We start from the raw sequence: 20,122 nt of genomic DNA, 5'->3' as shown, positions 1-20,122 counted from the left end.
TGTGAATTTCACAATATCTGTTGTGGATAGTGAATGAAATGAATAGAGCTCTGAGAGTTGTAATCCCTCACCTAATTTGAGGTGAGGGGTTTTACTGCGTATTAGAGTAAATTAAAGAGGTGCGAATAGATGAAACAAAGTATGGTATTTAGTCCTACATTACGTGAAGTGCCAGCAGATGCTGAGATTAAAAGTCATCAATTGCTGCTTCGCGCGGGATTTATGCGTCAAAACGCTTCTGGTATTTATAGCTTTTTACCACTTGGGCTGAAAGTATTGCATAAAGTAGAACATATTGTTCGTGAGGAAATGGAACGAGCGGGAGCGGTAGAATTATTAATGCCAGCATTACAAGCTGCTGAGTTATGGCAAGAATCAGGTCGATGGTATTCTTACGGTTCTGAGTTAATGCGTATGAAAGATCGTAACAATCGTGAGTTTGCATTAGGAGCAACGCATGAAGAAGTTATTACAGATCTTGTACGTGATGAGATTAAGTCTTACAAAAAGCTGCCTTTAACACTATACCAAATCCAAACAAAATTCCGTGATGAGCAACGACCACGTTTTGGTTTATTACGCGGAAGAGAATTTTTAATGAAAGATGCGTATTCTTTCCATGCAACACAAGAAAGTTTAGATGAAGTTTATAACCGTCTATTCCAAGCGTATTCTAATATCTTTGCTCGTTGTGGTTTGAACTTCCGTGCAGTTATTGCAGATTCTGGAGCGATGGGCGGTAAAGATACTCATGAATTTATGGCGTTATCCGATGTAGGAGAAGATACAATCGCGTATTCTGATACATCTGATTATGCAGCAAATATTGAAATGGCTCCTGTTGTTGCTTCTTATACAAAGAGTGATGAAGCGGAAAAAGCGCTTGAAAAAGTAGCAACGCCAGATCAAAAGGCAATTGAAGAAGTATCTACATTCTTAAACATTGAGTCATCTCAGTGCATTAAATCAATGGTGTTTAAAGTAGATGAAAAATTCGTTGTTGTTCTTGTGCGTGGAGATCATGAAGTAAATGATGTAAAAGTGAAGAACGTATACGGTGCTTCAGTTGTTGAACTTGCTTCACACGAAGAGGTAAGAAACCTATTAAATTGTGAAGTAGGCTCTTTAGGACCAATTGGTGTTACAGGTGATGTTGAAGTTATTGCTGACCATGCGATAGCTGCAATTGCAAATGGTTGTTGTGGTGCAAATGAAGAAGGCTTCCACTATGTAAATGTAAATCCAGAACGTGACTTTAAGGTAAGTCAATATACAGATTTACGCTTCATTCAAGAAGGAGATCAATCTCCGGATGGAAACGGAACAATTCGTTTTGCTCGTGGTATTGAAGTAGGACATGTATTTAAATTAGGAACACGCTATAGTGAAGCGATGAATGCGACATTCTTAGATGAAAATGGAAAAATGAAACCACTTATCATGGGTTGCTATGGCATTGGTGTTTCTCGTACAGTAGCAGCAATCGCTGAGCAATTTAATGACGAGAATGGTTTAGTTTGGCCAAAAGCAGTTGCACCGTTCCATGTACATGTAATTCCAGTTAATATGAAATCTGATGCACAGCGTGAAGTGGGCGAAAATATATACAGTTCATTACAAGAGCAAGGTTATGAAGTATTATTAGATGATCGTGCAGAGCGTGCAGGTGTTAAATTTGCTGATGCGGATTTATTTGGTCTTCCGGTTCGCGTAACAGTTGGTAAAAAAGCAGATGAAGGTATTGTGGAAGTGAAAGTACGTGCGACAAACGAATCTGCAGAAGTAAAAGTTGAAGAACTTCACACATATATCGTTAATATTTTAAAATAAGAAGAGGTACCTCGTAATGAGGTACTTCTCTTTCTTTGTAGAGTAAGCTTTTTTTGAGAAGAAGGAAGAAACCTTTCTTTGCTGAAGGGAGCATTTCAATTTATAATAGCAGATGGAAGGAGGTTGCTTATGTCGTTAACAAATGAACAACAAGAGCGATTTCAAATTTTGCTCCAGCAGTTGCAAATACCGGAAGACCTTATCAATCAATATTTACAAGGTGGTGGTATTCAGAAGCTAGTTGTTGATAAAGCAAATAAAAGCTGGCATTTTGACTTACAGGTGCCACGTATTTTACCAACAGAATTATATGAATTGCTAGAAGCACAGCTCAAGCAGTCATTTTCTCATATTGCAAAAACGTCATTTGCACTAGAAACAGAAAATAAACAGTTTACGGAAGAACAGGTCAAGGCATATTGGCCACTTTGTACAGAGCGAATTATATTTTCACCTATGTTTGCGTATTTAAAAAAGCAACTTCCGCATGTAAATGGAGTGAAGTTGTTACTAAATGTGAATAATGAGTTGGAATCTACTGCGTTAAAGAAAAATCTTGCAAAGCCAGTAGGTGATCAATATGAAGTGTTTGGATTTCCGCGTTTTCAGCTTGAAACCAATATAAAACAGAATGAAGAGGAAGTTCAAAAGTTTCGTGAACAAACGCAGCAAGAGGATCGTCAGCGTGTGATACAAGCTATGGAAGAAATGGCCAAGAGGCAAACTGAAGAAAGCGACGTTGTACATGAAGGACCGATTGTACTTGGTTACCTCATTAAGTCTGATGAAGAAATTACGTCGCTGCGCGAAATCCAAGATGAAGAAAGACGAAAAACGGTCCAAGGTTATGTCTTCCATGTGGAAACAAAAGAGCTTCGTAGTGGACGTACGTTATTAACGTTAAAAATAACGGATTATACGAATTCCATTATGATAAAAATGTTCTCACGTGATAAAGAAGATATTCCGTTGCTGCAATCCTTGAAAAAAGGAATGTGGATAAAAGCACGAGGTTCGGTTCAAAATGATACGTTTGTTCGTGATCTAGTTATGATTGCCAACGATATTAACGAAATAACAGGACCTTCTCGTAAAGATAAAGCGCCTGAAGGAGAAAAACGAGTAGAGCTTCACCTGCACACACCAATGAGTCAAATGGATGCTGTTACCTCAGTATCTAAACTTGTTGCGCAAGCTGGAAAATGGGGACATGAAGCGATTGCTGTTACAGACCATGCTGTTGCACAATCATTCCCAGAAGCATATTCTGCAGGGAAAAAAGCCGGCATAAAAGTCATTTATGGAGTGGAAGCAAACTTAGTAAATGACGGTGTCCCAATTGCCTATAACGAAGAACACAGGTTGCTTGCTGATGAAACATACGTTGTCTTTGACGTCGAAACGACAGGGTTATCGGCTGTGTATGATACTGTTATTGAATTAGCAGCAGTAAAAGTCAAAGGCGGTGAAATTATTGATCGCTTTGAATCTTTTGCGAACCCACATCAACCGCTATCAGCTACGATTATTGAGTTAACTGGTATTACAGATGACATGTTGACTGATGCGCCAGAAGTAGGAGAAGTATTTGAAAAGTTTGAAGCGTGGATGGGTGATCATACACTTGTTGCTCATAACGCAAGTTTTGATATGGGATTCATAAATGTAGGATTTAAGAAATGTGGCTTAGACAAGCCTAAAAACCCAGTTATTGATACATTAGAGTTAGCTAGGTTCTTATTCCCAGAAATGAAGAATCATCGCTTAAATACGATGTGTAAAAAACTCGACATTGAATTAACGCAACATCACCGTGCGATTTATGATACGGAAGCAACGGGATATTTACTTGTAAAAATGTTGAAAGATGCCATTGAAAAGGGTTTTGAATATCACGATCAATTAAATGATAGCATGGGACAAGGTGATGCGTATAAACGCGGAAGGCCGAGTCATGTCACTTTGCTTGCAACATCCGATGAAGGTTTGAAAAACTTATACAAACTTGTTTCATATTCACATATCAATTATTTCTACCGTGTACCACGAGTACCAAGATCATTATTAAAAAAATATCGAGAAGGTATATTAGTTGGTACAGCTTGTGATAAAGGAGAAGTTTTTGAAGCAATGATGCAAAAGGCTCCTGAAGAGGTAGAGGAAATTGCACAGTTCTATGATTACATTGAGGTTATGCCTCCAGTGGTGTTGCGTCATTTAGTAGAGCGTGAGTTAGTTCGAGATGAAGGACAATTAAAAACAATCATTTCTAATTTAGTAAAATTGGGTGAAACATTAGGTAAACCAGTTGTTGCTACAGGAAATGTACATTATCTTGATCCAGAAGATGCAATGTACCGTAAAATTTTAGTAAGCTCACAGGGCGGGGCAAATCCATTAAATCGTCATTCATTGCCGCCTGTATATTTTCGCACAACAGATGAAATGCTAGATTGCTTCTCGTTCTTAGGAGAAGAGAAAGCAAAAGAAATTGTTGTGGCCAATACACAAAAGATTGCATCATTGATTGGTGACGTTCATCCAGTAAAAGATGATTTGTACACACCGAAAATTGAAGGAGCAGACGATGAAACGCGTGATATGAGTTATAAAATGGCGCGTAGCATTTATGGGGAAAAACTACCAGAAATCGTAGAAGCTCGTCTGGAAAAAGAATTAAAAAGTATCATTGGACATGGATTTGCCGTTATCTACTTAATTTCACATAAGCTTGTGAAAAAGTCGCTTGTAGATGGTTATCTTGTAGGTTCGCGTGGATCGGTGGGATCATCATTCGTTGCGACAATGATGGAGATTACAGAAGTAAATCCATTACCTCCGCATTATGTATGTCCGAAGTGTAAGCAATCAGAGTTCTTCAATGACGGTTCTGTAGGTTCTGGTTTTGACTTACCTGATAAGGAGTGTCCAACATGTAATATTCCATATGTAAAAGATGGACATGATATTCCGTTCGAAACGTTCCTTGGTTTTAAAGGAGATAAGGTACCGGATATCGATTTGAGTGCGACACGTTCTTAACTGAAAAGGTTAAGCACTAGCATCTGCTAGTAGAACTGCTATTCCGAAGTATGGAATGATGGAGTAACGCCCTGAAACATACTCACTGAAGCTACGGCAAGCGATAGCGATATTGCAAACATCAACATCGTTTGAAGCCCGTTAAAGTAGGCTGAAATTCACCCTAACGTAAAAGACGAGGAAAGGGAGATATAAATCTTTTGTGAATGATAGGTCTGGTGTCTATAAAATTCCTACGGTTAGAATCAGTAGAATCACTGGGACGAACCCTCGACTGACTTTTCGTGAATGTCACGTTACAGAAATGTAACGGGGTCTAAAGAGGACTTCCAAGTGTGGATGAGTAAGCGTTTGGTTATGAAAATCCATACTGTGTTACAGGCACAGTCAAGCTTGGCGGAATTTAGGGGGAGCCTAAGGGAATTATGTACAGATAGGAATAGTGGAACGTGTGAAGCTTTCGACATAAGAGAAGGTTGCACTTCGATGACGATGGTATGTGGAAAGGCAAATGCTATAACACATTTTATGAAAGTGGCAGTAGTGCCGTAGTACCGCTTAATGAAATGCTGAAGATGACTGAATAACCAATAAGTCGGAGGATAAAAACATTTCAGAGGGAAGGGCACAAGTCGTTAACGTCGAAACAAAACCTACAAAAGTCAGATTCGTGTATGACAAAAGAGAAACGAAAACTTCATAAGGAAGTGATTAGTTGGCTGACTTAATGATTCAAAAAGTAAGAAACAATGAATATTTTGGCTTACAATCAACTTTTGATAATCTTTATGAAGAGAGCAAAAAGGGTCGATATTTCAAAAACATTTATGAGCTGATTGTTTCTGAAGAAAACATTCGATTAGCCTTTCGTAATTTAAAAAGCAACACGGGGAGTAAAACGAAAGGTACAAATGGACACACAATGAAACATCTTAATAAAATAGATGCTGACAAGCTAATCAGATTAACGAAGAAGAGATTGGAAAACTACATGCCACACACAGTAAGACGTGTGTTTATACCAAAGCCAAACGGGAAAATGCGACCTCTAGGAATTCCGACGATTGAAGACCGATTAATTCAGCAAATGTTCCTGCAAATTTTGGAACCGATTGTTGAAGGGAAGTTTCATCCGCAAAGCTATGGTTTTCGACCAAAACGAAGCACTCATGACGCTTTAGCTAGGTGTTATCATATGGTCAATCACAGTCACCAACATTTTGTAGTGGATATAGATATTAAAGGTTTCTTTGATAACGTTAATCATAAAAAGTTAATGAGGCAGCTATGGACAATTGGAATACGGGACAAAAGTGTTTTATCCATCATCAAAAAAATGCTGAAGGCGGAAATTACAAGCGAAGGTATTCCTGTTAAAGGGACTCCTCAAGGTGGTATTTTATCTCCATTGCTAGCCAATGTTGTATTAAATGAACTTGATTGGTGGGTGTCAAACCAATGGGAAACAAAACCGACGAGAGTGCCTTACAAATTGAAACGTAATAAAACGGATGCACTTAAAAAGACAAGGTTAAAACCAATGTATTTAGTAAGATATGCGGCTGACTTTAAAATCTTCACAAATTCCTACGAAAACGCTAGAAAGATTAAAATAGCGGTTGAAACATGGCTTAAGGAAAGATTAGGTCTTGAGATAAGTGAAGAAAAAAGTAAAATCACAAACTTACGGAAAAACGGTACAGATTTTTTAGGGATTCGTTTTAGAGCCGTTCAAAAAGGAAATGCCAAAACAGGCTATATCGTAAACTCAAAGATGGACCCGAAAGCAAAAGAGAAGGTATTAGGCGTTATCCGCCATCAACTCGTTAAGATGAGGAAAAGTCCCACTCCAGAAAAAGTGATGAATTTTAATTCGAATATTCTTGGATTGCATAACTACTACAAAATCGCGACCAGAATTTCTCAAGATTTTAATGAGATAAGACATAAAATTCATCCGAATATAAAATCATTGATGTTCAGAAACATCTTTGTTTATACAAAGGAAATGAATAATATCATTGATAAATTCTATGGAGATTATAATTGTCCAAGGTTTAAAAGTAATGGATTACTGGTCTATCCTATTGAAGCAATTCGACATGATATACGAGGTCAAAGAGATCCTAACTTCTCCGTTTATAATGAAAAGGATAGGGCATCAATTCATAAAGAGATAAAGCGTGTGTCTGTGCGGGAAATCGAAATGTTTCGTAAAGGAATATATAAAGCAAAAAGTGTTCTGTATGAAAACAACCGCTTAAGTAAATATGTTGCGCAAAAAGGATGTTGTGGAATAACAGGGGAACGATTGACTCCTCATAATGCTATATGTCATCACATCAATTCAACAGCTCAAGGCGGTAGTGATGAATATGATAACTTAATTATTATCAATAAGAAATATCATATGTTAATTCATAATAAAGACCCTCTTGCAAATAAAGATTACAAAAAAATGTTAGCCAAGTTTGAAAAGAAAGCTTTAAACAAATTAAATAAGCTGAGAACGGAAGTAGGAAATCCAAAACTTAGCTTATAAACTTCGACAGAGTTAACGATGGAACGCCGTGTGAGTGTGAAAGCCTCACGCACGGTGTGGAGTGGGGGAAAAGCTGGAGATAATATCAAATGCTTACCTATCACTATATTTCTCCGGAGAATACCAACCACGTGCCCATAACTATACGAAAGTACTGTTTGGTGAGGATTATGTATATCGTGCTGGAACAATTGGTACGGTTGCGGAGAAAACAGCTTATGGTTATGTAAAAGGCTATGCATCTGATCATAACTTAACCATTCGGAATGCTGAGGTTGATCGTCTTGTCGCCGGTTGCACAGGGGTAAAACGTACAACAGGACAGCATCCAGGTGGAATTATCGTTGTGCCAGATTACATGGATATTTTTGATTTTTCACCGATTCAATTTCCTGCCGATTCGGTAGGGGCGGAGTGGAGAACGACACATTTTGACTTCCACTCTATTCATGATAATTTATTAAAACTGGATATTCTGGGACACGATGATCCGACCGTTATTCGTATGCTGCAAGATTTAAGTGGCGTGGATCCGAAAACAATACCGACAGATGATCCAGAAGTAATGAAAATCTTCTCTGGTCCAGAATCGTTAGGTGTAACAGAAGAACAAATTAATTGTAAAACAGGTACACTTGGCATTCCGGAGTTTGGTACGAAATTCGTAAGGCAGATGTTAGAGGAAACAAAGCCAACGACATTCTCGGAGCTTGTCCAAATTTCTGGACTATCCCACGGTACAGACGTATGGCTTGGTAATGCGAATGAATTGATTTACAACGGTACATGTACACTAAGCGAAGTTATCGGTTGTCGTGATGATATTATGGTTTATCTGATTTACCAAGGATTAGATCCATCTTTAGCGTTTAAAATCATGGAATCGGTACGTAAAGGTAAAGGTGTACCGGAAGAATGGGAAGAGGAAATGCGCAATAACAATGTACCTGGTTGGTATATTGATTCTTGTAAAAAGATTAAGTACATGTTTCCTAAGGCCCATGCGGCGGCTTACGTACTAATGGCTGTACGTATAGCTTACTTCAAAGTACATTTTGCACTTCTATTCTATGCAGCATACTTTACAGTACGTGCAGATGACTTTGATGTAGAGGCAATGGTAAAAGGGTCAGCGTCAATCCGTGCGAGAATTGATGAAATTGCACAAAAAGGATTAGATGCTTCTCCTAAAGAGAAGAGTTTATTAACGGTATTAGAAATGACGCTTGAAATGTGCGAACGTGGTTATTCATTCCAAAAAGTTGATTTATATCGTTCGCATGCATCGGACTTTATTATTGATGGAGATACGTTGATTCCTCCATTTAATGCAATACCTGGTCTTGGTACAAATGCAGCCATAAGTATTGTTGAAGCACGTGAAAATGGTGAGTTTTTATCAAAAGAAGATTTACAACAGCGCAGTAAGGTTTCTAAAACAATTATTGAGTATTTAGATAGTCAAGGTTGTTTAGGTGATTTGCCAGATCAAAACCAATTGTCACTGTTCTAGTGGACTGGAAAAGTCTTTGCAAATCGGGATTTGCTATGGTATACTATTAACCGAGATAACCATGTCATGTATATTTTGCAAAAAAAAGAGTGGGGAAACCCACTCTTTCGTGTTACTATCTATGTTTTATCTACGTATGTAGGTGGGACATTTCTGTCGTATATACATATTTTGTTACAAGTTTTACTTCTTAAATTTGGTAATACTAAGACAGATATTCCCTGCTTAACAGCAGGGGCTTTTGTTAGCTAACGAGAAAGAATGAGATAGACCGTTTTAAATGAGGCGGAGTTTTTTCTTTCAAATGGTACATGGCGGCAGGAAGGAGGCTGTTTATGGATAAGAAAGTCACAGAAGTTGTTGAAGCACTTGCGCAGCCGATTGTTGAAGAGTTAAATCTTGAACTTGCAGATGTAGAATATGTGAAAGAAGGAAAAGACTGGTTCCTACGCGTATTCATCGATTCTGAGACAGGAGTAGACATTGAAGAATGCGGTGCGGTAAGTGAACGTTTAAGCGAAGCTTTAGATAAAGAGGATCCAATTCCTCATCTTTACTTTTTGGATGTATCATCTCCTGGAGCGGAACGCCCATTAAAGAAAGAAAAAGACTTCCAGCAAGCGGTAGGAAAGCAAGTGGCAATTAAAACATATGAGCCGATTGATGGTGAAAAGATGTTTGAAGGAAAGCTACTTTCCTATGATGGTACAACAATTACACTACTATTAACAATTAAAACACGTAAAAAAGAAATCCAAATTCCAATGGACAAAGTTGCGAATGCGCGACTTGCTGTTACGTTTTAGTAAGAAGGGGGATCTTCATGAGCACTGAGTTGTTAGATGCTTTGCTCGTATTAGAATCAGAAAAAGGTATTAGCAAAGATATTATTATTGATGCGATTGAAGCAGCTTTAATCTCTGCTTATAAACGCAATTTTAACCAAGCACAAAACGTTCGTGTTAGCTTTAACCCAGAAGTGGGAACAATTCAAGTTTTAGCACGTAAAGACGTTGTTGATAATGTGTTTGACCCACGTCTTGAAATCTCTGTAGAGGAAGCAAGACAAATTAATCCAAACTATCAAGATGGCGATGTACTAGAAATTGAAGTAACGCCAAAAGATTTTGGTCGTATTGCAGCACAAACTGCGAAACAAGTTGTAACACAACGTGTACGTGAAGCAGAACGCGGTGTTATTTATTCAGAATTTAGTGATCGTGAAGAAGACATCATGGTTGGTATTGTACAACGTCAAGATGCTCGTTTTATTTATGTAAGCTTAGGAAAAGTAGAAGCACTACTACCAGTAAGTGAGCAAATGCCTAACGAACAATATAAACCACATGATCGCATTCGCGTGTTCATCACAAAAGTAGAAAAAACGACAAAAGGACCACAAATTTATGTATCACGTACACATCCAGGTCTTTTAAAACGTTTATTTGAAATTGAAGTGCCGGAAATTTACGATGGAACTGTAGAAATTCGTTCGGTAGCACGTGAAGCAGGCGACCGCTCTAAAATTTCTGTATATGCAGAGAATATCGATGTTGATCCAGTAGGTTCTTGCGTAGGTCCAAAAGGTCAACGTGTACAACGCATCGTAGATGAACTAAAAGGTGAAAAGATTGATATTGTTCGCTGGTCGAATGATCCAATTGAATATGTAGCAAATGCTTTAAGCCCATCACAAGTTGTAAAAGTACTTGTGAATGAAGAGGAAAAAGCAACAACTGTTGTTGTTCCAGACCATCAGCTTTCATTAGCAATTGGTAAACGTGGACAAAACGCACGTCTTGCAGCAAAATTAACAGGCTGGAAAATTGACATTAAGAGCGAGTCTGATGCGAAGCAACTTGGCATTGTAACAGAAGAAGACAACATGATCGCATTCGATTCAGTTGAAGATGAAATCGAATAGAGGTGATGAGTATGAGCAATCGAAAAGTTCCGTTACGAAAATGTATTGCAACGCAAGAAATGAAATCAAAACGCGAGCTCGTTCGCATTGTTCGTTCCAAAGAGGGCGAAGTGTCTATTGATTTAACTGGAAAGAAATCAGGACGTGGTGCATATTTGTCAAAAGACAAGGAATGCATCATTCAAGCGCAAAAGAAAAATATTTTGGAACATCATCTAAAAGCGAAGGTCGACATTTCTCTTTATGAAGAGCTCCTTGAGCTTGTTGAGAAGGAGTCGAAATAAGTGTCCGATTGGAAATCGTTTTTAGGACTAGCAAACCGTGCTCGAAAAATAATTTCGGGTGAAGAACTCGTTTTAAAAGAGGTACGAAGTGGCAAAGCAAAGCTTGTATTGCTTTCTGAAGATGCGTCAGCGAACACAACAAAACGTATTACTGATAAAACAACGTACTACAACGTACCAATGAAAAAAGTCGAAAATCGACAACAATTAGGGCATGCGATTGGGAGAGATGAGCGAGTCGTTGTAGCCGTGTTAGATGAGGGCTTTGCGAAAAAGCTGCGTAGCATGCTCGATACAACTTACCGGGGGTGAAGGTATGAGTAAAATTCGAGTATATGAATATGCGAAGAAACACAATGTCTCAAGTAAAGATATTATTACAAAACTAAAAGAAATGAATATTGAGGTCTCCAATCATATGACAATGTTAGACGATGAAGTAGTAAATAATTTAGATAATCAATATAATACTGGAGCAGAAAAACCTTCTGTTGCAGATGAGTTTGAAGTAGAAGAAAAAGTTGTTCGCAGCAAAAAGAACAGCAATAAGAAGAAGAAAAAAGGCAAAGGAAATGAAGACAAACGTCAAGAAAACTTTGCTGGAAGACAACCAACACAAACAGTAGAGACACCGGATAAAGTTACTTTCACCGGTTCTCTTACAGTAAGTGAACTTGCAAAAAAACTAGGAAAAGAGCCATCTGAACTTATTAAAAAGCTCTTTATGCTAGGTATTATGGCGACAATTAACCAAGATCTAGATAAAGATACAATTGAGCTACTTGCTAGTGATTACGGTATTGAAGTAGAAGAAGAAGTGATTGTTAGCGAAACAGAATTTGAAACTTTCATGGACGAGCAAGACGATGAAGAAAACTTAAAAGAACGTCCTGCGGTTGTTACAATTATGGGACACGTTGACCATGGTAAAACAACACTGCTTGATTCTATTCGTAATTCAAAAGTAACTGCTGGCGAAGCTGGTGGAATTACACAGCATATTGGTGCATACCAAGTTGAAGTAAATGACAAAAAAATTACGTTCTTAGATACACCAGGTCACGCAGCGTTTACAACAATGCGCGCACGTGGTGCACAAGTAACAGATATTACAATTCTTGTTGTTGCAGCTGATGACGGTGTTATGCCACAAACAGTTGAAGCAATTAACCATGCGAAAGCAGCTGGAGTACCAATTATCGTTGCTGTGAATAAGATGGATAAACCATCAGCAAATCCAGACCGCGTAATGCAAGAGTTAACAGAGTACGCATTAGTTCCAGAAGCTTGGGGCGGAGATACAATTTTCGTACCAATTTCTGCAATTCAAGGCGAAGGAATTGACAACCTGTTAGAAATGATTCTTCTTGTAAGTGAAGTAGAAGAATATAAGGCAAATCCAAATCGCTATGCAGCTGGTACTGTAATCGAAGCACAGCTTGATAAAGGTAAAGGAACAATCGCAACATTACTTGTGCAAAACGGTACACTTCGAGTAGGAGATCCAATTGTTGTTGGTACATCATTCGGCCGTGTTCGTGCGATGGTAAATGATATTGGTCGTCGTGTAAAAGTTGCTGGTCCGTCTACTCCTGTTGAAATTACAGGTCTAAATGAAGTACCACAAGCAGGGGATCGCTTTATGGCATTTGCTGACGAGAAGAAAGCACGCCAAATCGGTGAATCACGTGCACAACAAGCATTGCTTGCACAACGTGGTGAAAAATCTAAATTAAGCCTTGAAGATTTATTCCAACAAATTCAAGAAGGCGAAATGAAAGAAATTAACTTAATTGTGAAAGCGGACGTACAAGGTTCTGTAGAAGCAATGGCAGCATCACTTCGCAAAATTGATGTTGAAGGCGTAAAAATAAAAATCATTCACACAGGCGTAGGTGCAATTACAGAATCTGATATTATTTTAGCTTCTGCATCAAATGCAATCGTGATTGGATTTAACGTACGTCCTGATGTAAACGCGAAACGTACAGCTGAATTAGAAAATGTTGATATTCGCTTACACCGCATTATTTACAAAGTAATCGAAGAAATTGAAGCAGCAATGCAAGGTATGCTGGATCCTGAATTCGAAGAAAAAGTAATTGGTCAAGCAGAAGTTCGTCAAACATTCAAAGTTACTAAAGTTGGAACAATTGCAGGCTGTTATGTAACTGATGGTAAAATCACACGTGATAGCGGCGTACGTATCATTCGTGATGGCGTAGTTGTTTTCGAAGGACAGCTTGATACGTTAAAACGTTTCAAAGATGACGTAAAAGAAGTTGCACAAAACTATGAGTGTGGTATCACAATTGAAAGATATAATGATCTTAAGGAAGGGGACATCATTGAGGCGTACATTATGGAAGAAGTGAAGCGATGATTATCGCTTCACTCTCGTTCGAATGTATAATTTATGATGTGCATTCTTTAAAAGAGAAACGAGCAATTTTACAACGTGTGTTAACTCGTGTGAAACAGCGTTACAATGTGGCTGTTTCTGAAGTAGGACACCAAGATGTATGGCAACGTACAGAAATTGCAATTGTTTCCGTATCCTCAAATCGTGTTGTCTGCGAGAAAGAAATGAATCGTGTACTTGAGTACATTGATTCATTTCCTGAGATTGAACGTACGATAACGCAATTGGAATGGTATTGAATGAGGTGAATAGTTATGAAACTACGTGCGAACCGTGTGGGCGAGCAAATGAAAAAAGAATTAGGCGACATCATTAGTCGTAAAATTAAAGACCCACGTGTTGGATTTGTTACAGTAACAGATGTACAAGTGAGTGGAGATTTACAAATTGCTAAAGTATATATTTCTGTTTTAGGAGACGAAGAGCAGAAAGAAAATACATTAAAGGGTTTAGCGAAAGCGAAAGGCTTTATTCGTTCAGAAATTGGCCAACGTATTCGTCTTCGTAAAACACCGGAGATTTCCTTTGAATTTGATGAGTCTATCGGATATGGTCATCGAATTGATACACTTTTACATGAAATTAATAAAGACGGTAAACGTGAAGAATAATGGATAGACATTTGTCTATCCATTTTTTCAATGGAAAGTAAGTTTTGCATACAAGTGTGCGTGTTCAAAAAAGAGGGTAAAGAGCGCCGAGCAGTTCGAGGTACAGGAGCTAGGAGGATATGAAGTGTAGATGGACCTACATGCCTACTGGACTGGCAATGTAACGAAGAAATGCTATAGCTATCCTTACCTGACTTTCTGAACATCATCTACAAAAGTATAATGATGAGGTGAACATATGGAAGGTGTATTATTATTACATAAACCAAAAGGAATGACATCACACGATTGTGTATTTAAGTTAAGAAAGATATTGCGTGAAAAGAGAATTGGCCATACAGGAACATTAGATCCAGATGTGACAGGCGTATTACCAATCTGTGTAGGGCGTGCCACAAAGATTGCACAATTTTTAACGAGTGAAACAAAAACATATGAAGGCGAAGTTACATTAGGCTTTTCAACAACGACTGAAGACGCTTCTGGTGAAGTAGTGGAAAAACAAGAAGTAAATCGCGTCATTACACGTACGGAAGTGGAAGACGTATTAGCAGAATTAACAGGTACAATTGAACAAGTACCGCCTATGTATTCAGCTGTAAAAGTAAACGGAAAGAAACTATATGAATATGCAAGAGCAGGACAAGAAGTTGAACGCCCAGTTCGTACAATAACGATCCATGAATTTGTGTTACTTGATGATCGTGAAGTATTTGAAGGGGAGAATATTTCATTCCGCTTCCGTGTTACATGTAGCAAAGGAACGTATGTGAGAACATTAGCGGTTATGATTGGTGAAAAACTAGGATTCCCAGCGCATATGTCACATCTTGTGCGAACAGCTTCAGGAGAATTTTTGCTAGAAGATTGCATATCATTTGAAGAAATTGAAGAAAACATGCAAAATGGAACAGTAGAATCTATTTTTATCTCAATTGATGAGGCATTAAGTAAATTTCCAAAAATGATTGTAGATGAAAAACAAACAGAAAAGGTAAAAAATGGTATGTTTTTAAAGAATGAACTGCAAGTGACAGCGCCGTTTATTACAGTATTTGATAAAAACGAACGTTGCTTAGCAATTTATGAACATCATCCAAAACACCCTGGCATGTTAAAGCCAATGAAAGTACTTGTGAATAATCAGGAACTAAAGCTATAATGAATTATTAGAAGGATTATTACAGAAAAAGGTGAATTCAAGCGTGAAACTCATTCATTTAACTCATCCACATGAACAAAATAAATTAGAATTACCACCAACTGTAATGGCATTAGGATTTTTTGATGGCATTCATTTAGGACATCAACGTGTGATTCGAACAGCAAAAAAAATAGCGGATGAAAGAGGATATAAAAGTGCTGTCATAACGTTTCATCCACACCCATCTGTTATATTAGGGAAAAAAGAAGCGCATGTGGAGTACATTACACCTATGAGCATTAAAGAAAAAGTAATTGCAAGCTTAGGGATTGATCTGTTATATGTGGTGAAATTCGATGAAGTATTTGCTGGATTGTTACCACAACAGTTTGTAGATGAATATATTATTGGGCTAAATGTAAAGCATGTAGTAGCAGGCTTTGATTATTCATATGGACGTTTAGGAAAAGGGACGATGGAGACTTTACCATTTCATGCACGAGGGGAGTTTACACAGACCGTGATTGAAAAAGTTGAATTTCAAGAAGAAAAAGTAAGTTCCACAGCATTACGAAAATTGATTCGAGATGGAGAAATGGAACAAATTCCATCTATTTTAGGCAGAGCTTATACAGTAGAAGGAACGGTTGTTCACGGAGATAAACGTGGACGTCAAATTGGTTTTCCAACAGCTAATGTAGCTTTAAGTGATGAATACCTTCTGCCACCTGTTGGAGTGTATGCAGTAAGATTAAAAGTTCATGATGAGTGGCATGATGGTGTATGTAATATTGGTTATAAACCAACTTTTAAAGAGGCGGAGCGTAAGTTATCTATTGAAGTGCATTTATTCGATTTCAATGAGGATATATATGATCAAATTGTTACTGTTGAGTGGCATATGCGTATTCGAGAAGAGAAAAAGTTTAATGGCATCGATGAGTTAGTTGCACAAATTGCACAAGATAAAATGACGGCGCAAGAATATTTTAGTACCGCAAAGAATATGCTTGCTTTTTCCAATGAAAAGTAGTATTCTATGTTATGTACTTTATGACAACCATTGCTTGGCATTGCGACTCACCGACGCTTGCTAGGGAATTGGTGGTTTAATTATTAGGAGGTGAAATAGGATGGCTTTAACACAAGAACGTAAAAATGAAATCATTGCACAATTTAGAACTCATGAGACTGATACTGGTTCTCCAGAGGTTCAAATTGCTGTCCTAACGGAGCAAATTAACACTCTAAACGAGCACTTACGTACTCACAAGAAAGATCATCATTCACGCCGTGGTCTATTAAAGATGGTTGGTAAACGTCGTAACTTACTTACTTACCTTCGTAATAGCGAAATCACACGCTACCGTGAATTAATCACAAAGCTTGGCTTACGTCGATAGTCAAAGAAGCGGGAATATTCCCGCTTTTTTGTTAGGTAAAAATATATCTTCTACTCTTTATAGCTTACTTCATTTTCGGCAATACTAGAGGAAGAATATTGTGATAGACTATCCATTTACATAGAAGAATTGAATATTTTAAATTGAGAGGGGTACTTAAATGAGTCAAGAAAAGCAAGTCTTCTCGATAGATTTAGCTGGTCGTCAGCTAACAATTGAAACCGGTCAGCTTGCAAAACAAGCAAACGGAGCAGTATTAGTAAGATATGGCGACACAGCGGTTCTATCTACAGCAACTGCATCAAAAGAGGCAAAAAATGTAGATTTCTTCCCGCTTACAGTAAACTATGAAGAACGTTTATATGCAGTCGGAAAAATCCCAGGCGGTTTTATTAAGCGTGAAGGCCGTCCGAGTGAAAAAGCAATTTTAGCAAGTCGTTTAATTGACCGACCAATTCGTCCGCTTTTCGCAGATGGTTTCCGTAATGAAGTACAAGTTGTCAGCATCGTAATGAGTGTTGATCAAAATTGTTCTTCTGAGATGGCAGCTATGCTTGGTTCTTCATTAGCGTTATCGATTTCAGATATCCCATTTGAAGGTCCAATCGCGGGTGCAACAGTTGGTCGTATTGACGGCGAATTCATTATTAATCCAACAGTAGAACAACAAGAGAAAAGCGATATTCACCTTGTTGTAGCTGGTACGAAAGATGCAATTAACATGGTAGAAGCGGGAGCGGATCAAGTACCTGAAGAAACAATGTTAGAAGCAATTATGTTTGGTCATGAAGAAATTAAACGTCTAATTGCTTTCCAAGAAGAGATTGTACAAGCTGTAGGTAAAGAGAAAACAGCAGTACAACTTTATGAAGTGGATGCTGAGCTTAATCAAGCAGTACGTGCAATGGCTGAGCAAGACATGCATTCTGCAATTCAAGTGCACGAAAAACATGCACGTGAAGATGCGATTAATGAAGTGAAAAAACGTGTAATTGAGCATTATGAAGCGCAAGAAGCTGATGCTGAAACATTAGGACAAGTAAATGAGATTTTATATAAAATTGTAAAAGAAGAAGTACGTCGTCTTATTACAGTTGAAAAAATCCGCCCAGATGGACGTAAAGGTGATGAAATTCGTCCTTTAGCATCAGAGGTAGGTATTTTATCTCGTACGCATGGTTCTGGCTTGTTTACACGTGGACAAACACAAGCACTAAGTATTTGTACACTAGGTGCATTAGGAGATGTACAAATTTTAGATGGTCTAGGTGTAGAAGAATCTAAACGCTTTATGCACCATTATAATTTCCCATCCTTTAGTGTTGGTGAAACAAGACCGATGCGTGGACCAGGTCGTCGTGAAATTGGTCACGGTGCATTAGGTGAGCGTGCTCTTGAACCAGTTATTCCATCCGAGCAAGACTTCCCATATACAGTTCGTCTTGTATCTGAGGTTTTAGAATCGAATGGTTCTACTTCACAGGCAAGTATTTGTGGTAGTACTTTAGCGATGATGGATGCTGGTGTGCCACTAAAAGCACCGGTTGCGGGTATTGCAATGGGTCTAGTGAAATCTGGTGAGCACTACACAATTTTAACTGATATTCAAGGTATGGAAGATCACTTAGGTGATATGGACTTTAAAGTAGCAGGTACAGCACAAGGTGTAACAGCGCTACAAATGGATATTAAAATTGATGGCTTATCTCGTGAAATTTTAGAAGAAGCATTACAACAAGCTAAGATTGGTCGTATGCACATTCTAGATCATATGTTATCTGCTATTGCTGAGCCTCGTAAAGAGCTATCTGCATATGCTCCAAAAATTATTACAATGACAATTAATCCGGATAAAATCCGTGATGTTATTGGACCAAGCGGTAAGCAAATTAACAAAATCATTGAAGAAACTGGCGTGAAAATTGATATTGAGCAAGATGGCACGGTCTTTATTTCATCAATTGATCAAGAGATGAATGAAAAGGCGAAGAAAATCATTGAAGATATCGTACGCGAAGTACAAGTAGGCGAAATTTACTTAGGAAAAGTAAAACGTATTGAAAAATTCGGTGCCTTCGTTGGACTATTCAGTGGCAAAGATGGACTTGTTCATATTTCTGAACTTGCACTTGAGCGTGTAGGGAAAGTAGAAGATGTTGTGAAAATCGGTGACGAGATTTCAGTAAAAGTTATCGAGATTGACAAACAAGGTCGTGTAAATCTATCTAGAAAAGTATTGCTAAAAGAAGAGCAAGAAAAAGAAGCAGCAAAAGAAGAAAATACACAAGAGCAAAAATAAGAAAAAAGCCAAATTTTGGCTTTTTTTTCTTATATAAAAAAATATAAGCAATATAGATTTTTATATAAGAAGGTATAGTTTTCAGCATAACGCTCAAATTAACAAAGAATAAGAAGAGAATGGATTTTCTCTTTTGGGATAGTTAATGGGAGGATTTATATGAGAACTCGTATATTCATATGTATATCTATATTCTTTTTTTGTATAGGAGTATGTTCGTATTCGGTGTTTGCCAATGATGATCTGTATGAAGAAATTCAGAAACAGGCGAAGCTGCATTTAATTGCTCCTCAAAATGCAATGATTGATAAAATTTGGAAAGCGACGCCAGGGTATAATGGGAAAGAAATTGATACTGAGGCATCATATAATAATATGAAGAAGTTAAAGAAGTTTGATGAAAAGAAACTTGTCTTCCGGGAAGTATCACCTAGTGTTCATTTAGAAGATTTATCACCATCTCCAATTTATCGTGGGCATCCACAGAAGAAAATGGTTGGATTAACGATAAATGTTGCTTGGGGCAATGAATATCTTCCGCGTATATTAGAAACATTGAAAAAACATGATGTAAAGGCAACGTTCTTTTTAGAAGGTCGCTGGGTAAAAGAAAATTTAAGATTTGCGAAGATGATTGTGGATGCAAATCAAGAGGTAGGGAATCATTCCTATACGCACCCTGATATGAAAACACTATCTACAAATGAAATACAAGAACAATTACAAAAGACAAATCAAATCATTGAGGCAGCTACTAATCAAAAAGTACGATGGTTTGCACCACCGAGTGGAAGCTTTCGTGATGAAGTTGTAAAGGTAGCAGATGACTTAAAGATGGGAACGATTATGTGGACGGTTGATACAATTGATTGGAAACATCCAGGCCCTGAGGTGCTCTTGCAACGGGTCATGGGAAAAATACATCCGGGTGCTATTGTATTGATGCATCCTACTTCCTCAACAACGGAAGCATTGGATACGATGATTATGCAACTAAAAAAACAAGGGTATAAAGTAGGGAATATTACAGAATTACTAGATGAAAAACGCATCGATTAAATACATTTGCATGACATTCATGCCCAAACTTGTTATCATTAAATAATAG

Annotated in this window: 14 protein-coding genes and 2 pseudogenes; all 16 read left to right on the top strand. The window is 37.8% G+C overall.

Going from position 1 to position 20,122, the window contains the following annotated elements:
- Positions 1-129: 129 nt before the first annotated feature.
- The 16 genes and pseudogenes from ACIQ7L_RS17220 (at position 130) to ACIQ7L_RS17145 (ending at position 20,073) form a co-directional block, all read left to right on the top strand.
- Positions 130-1,830, top strand: a complete 1,701-nt coding sequence (locus tag ACIQ7L_RS17220) for a proline--tRNA ligase (protein WP_400570707.1) — start codon at positions 130-132, stop codon at positions 1,828-1,830.
- A 129-nt stretch (positions 1,831-1,959) separates the two neighbouring features.
- Positions 1,960-4,857: pseudogene (locus ACIQ7L_RS17215) on the top strand (PolC-type DNA polymerase III); the annotation flags it as partial.
- A 742-nt stretch (positions 4,858-5,599) separates the two neighbouring features.
- Positions 5,600-7,414 carry a group II intron reverse transcriptase/maturase gene (ltrA, locus tag ACIQ7L_RS17210; protein WP_400570751.1) on the top strand — a complete coding sequence of 605 codons (1,815 nt, stop codon included), beginning with the start codon at positions 5,600-5,602 and terminating at the stop codon, positions 7,412-7,414.
- 97 nt (positions 7,415-7,511) lie between these two features.
- Positions 7,512-8,927 (top strand): annotated as a pseudogene (locus ACIQ7L_RS17205) (PolC-type DNA polymerase III); the annotation flags it as partial.
- 335 nt (positions 8,928-9,262) lie between these two features.
- A complete protein-coding gene (rimP, locus tag ACIQ7L_RS17200) occupies positions 9,263-9,733 on the top strand; it encodes a ribosome maturation factor RimP (protein ID WP_400570706.1) in 471 nt (156 codons plus the stop codon).
- A 17-nt stretch (positions 9,734-9,750) separates the two neighbouring features.
- Positions 9,751-10,851: a transcription termination factor NusA gene (gene nusA / locus ACIQ7L_RS17195; RefSeq protein ID WP_003199512.1), complete on the top strand. Its 1,101-nt coding sequence runs from the start codon at positions 9,751-9,753 to the stop codon at positions 10,849-10,851.
- Positions 10,852-10,862: 11 nt separating this feature from the next.
- A complete protein-coding gene (rnpM, locus tag ACIQ7L_RS17190; protein WP_400570705.1) occupies positions 10,863-11,135 on the top strand; it encodes an RNase P modulator RnpM in 273 nt (90 codons plus the stop codon).
- Positions 11,136-11,447, top strand: coding sequence for a YlxQ family RNA-binding protein (locus tag ACIQ7L_RS17185; RefSeq protein WP_003199515.1), 312 nt, complete (start codon positions 11,136-11,138; stop codon positions 11,445-11,447). It abuts the gene before it with no gap.
- Between the two features lie 4 nt (positions 11,448-11,451).
- Positions 11,452-13,518: a translation initiation factor IF-2 gene (gene infB / locus ACIQ7L_RS17180; protein WP_400570704.1), complete on the top strand. Its 2,067-nt coding sequence runs from the start codon at positions 11,452-11,454 to the stop codon at positions 13,516-13,518.
- Positions 13,515-13,796: a DUF503 domain-containing protein gene (locus ACIQ7L_RS17175; protein ID WP_097895238.1), complete on the top strand. Its 282-nt coding sequence runs from the start codon at positions 13,515-13,517 to the stop codon at positions 13,794-13,796. Before infB ends, ACIQ7L_RS17175 begins: the two co-directional genes overlap by 4 nt.
- A gap of 15 nt (positions 13,797-13,811) precedes the next feature.
- Positions 13,812-14,168, top strand: coding sequence for a 30S ribosome-binding factor RbfA (gene rbfA / locus ACIQ7L_RS17170; RefSeq protein WP_017151269.1), 357 nt, complete (start codon positions 13,812-13,814; stop codon positions 14,166-14,168).
- Positions 14,169-14,406: 238 nt separating this feature from the next.
- A complete protein-coding gene (gene truB, locus ACIQ7L_RS17165) occupies positions 14,407-15,330 on the top strand; it encodes a tRNA pseudouridine(55) synthase TruB (RefSeq protein ID WP_400570703.1) in 924 nt (307 codons plus the stop codon).
- Between the two features lie 43 nt (positions 15,331-15,373).
- Positions 15,374-16,345 carry a bifunctional riboflavin kinase/FAD synthetase gene (ribF, locus tag ACIQ7L_RS17160; RefSeq protein ID WP_400570702.1) on the top strand — a complete coding sequence of 324 codons (972 nt, stop codon included), beginning with the start codon at positions 15,374-15,376 and terminating at the stop codon, positions 16,343-16,345.
- A gap of 100 nt (positions 16,346-16,445) precedes the next feature.
- Positions 16,446-16,715 carry a 30S ribosomal protein S15 gene (gene rpsO / locus ACIQ7L_RS17155; protein WP_400570700.1) on the top strand — a complete coding sequence of 90 codons (270 nt, stop codon included), beginning with the start codon at positions 16,446-16,448 and terminating at the stop codon, positions 16,713-16,715.
- A gap of 160 nt (positions 16,716-16,875) precedes the next feature.
- The gene (gene pnp / locus ACIQ7L_RS17150) at positions 16,876-19,014 is read left to right on the top strand and encodes a polyribonucleotide nucleotidyltransferase (protein WP_400570699.1); all 2,139 of its coding nucleotides are present in this window, start codon (positions 16,876-16,878) and stop codon (positions 19,012-19,014) included.
- A 159-nt stretch (positions 19,015-19,173) separates the two neighbouring features.
- On the top strand, positions 19,174-20,073 hold the full coding sequence (locus ACIQ7L_RS17145) for a polysaccharide deacetylase family protein (RefSeq protein ID WP_335359017.1): 900 nt from the start codon (positions 19,174-19,176) through the stop codon (positions 20,071-20,073).
- Positions 20,074-20,122 lie beyond the last annotated feature (49 nt).

Origin of the sequence: Bacillus sp. NPDC094106, from assembly GCF_044764345.1 — a bacterium.
GTDB lineage: Bacteria > Bacillota > Bacilli > Bacillales > Bacillaceae_G > Bacillus_A.
This window is presented reverse-complemented; position numbering and strand designations above follow the sequence as displayed.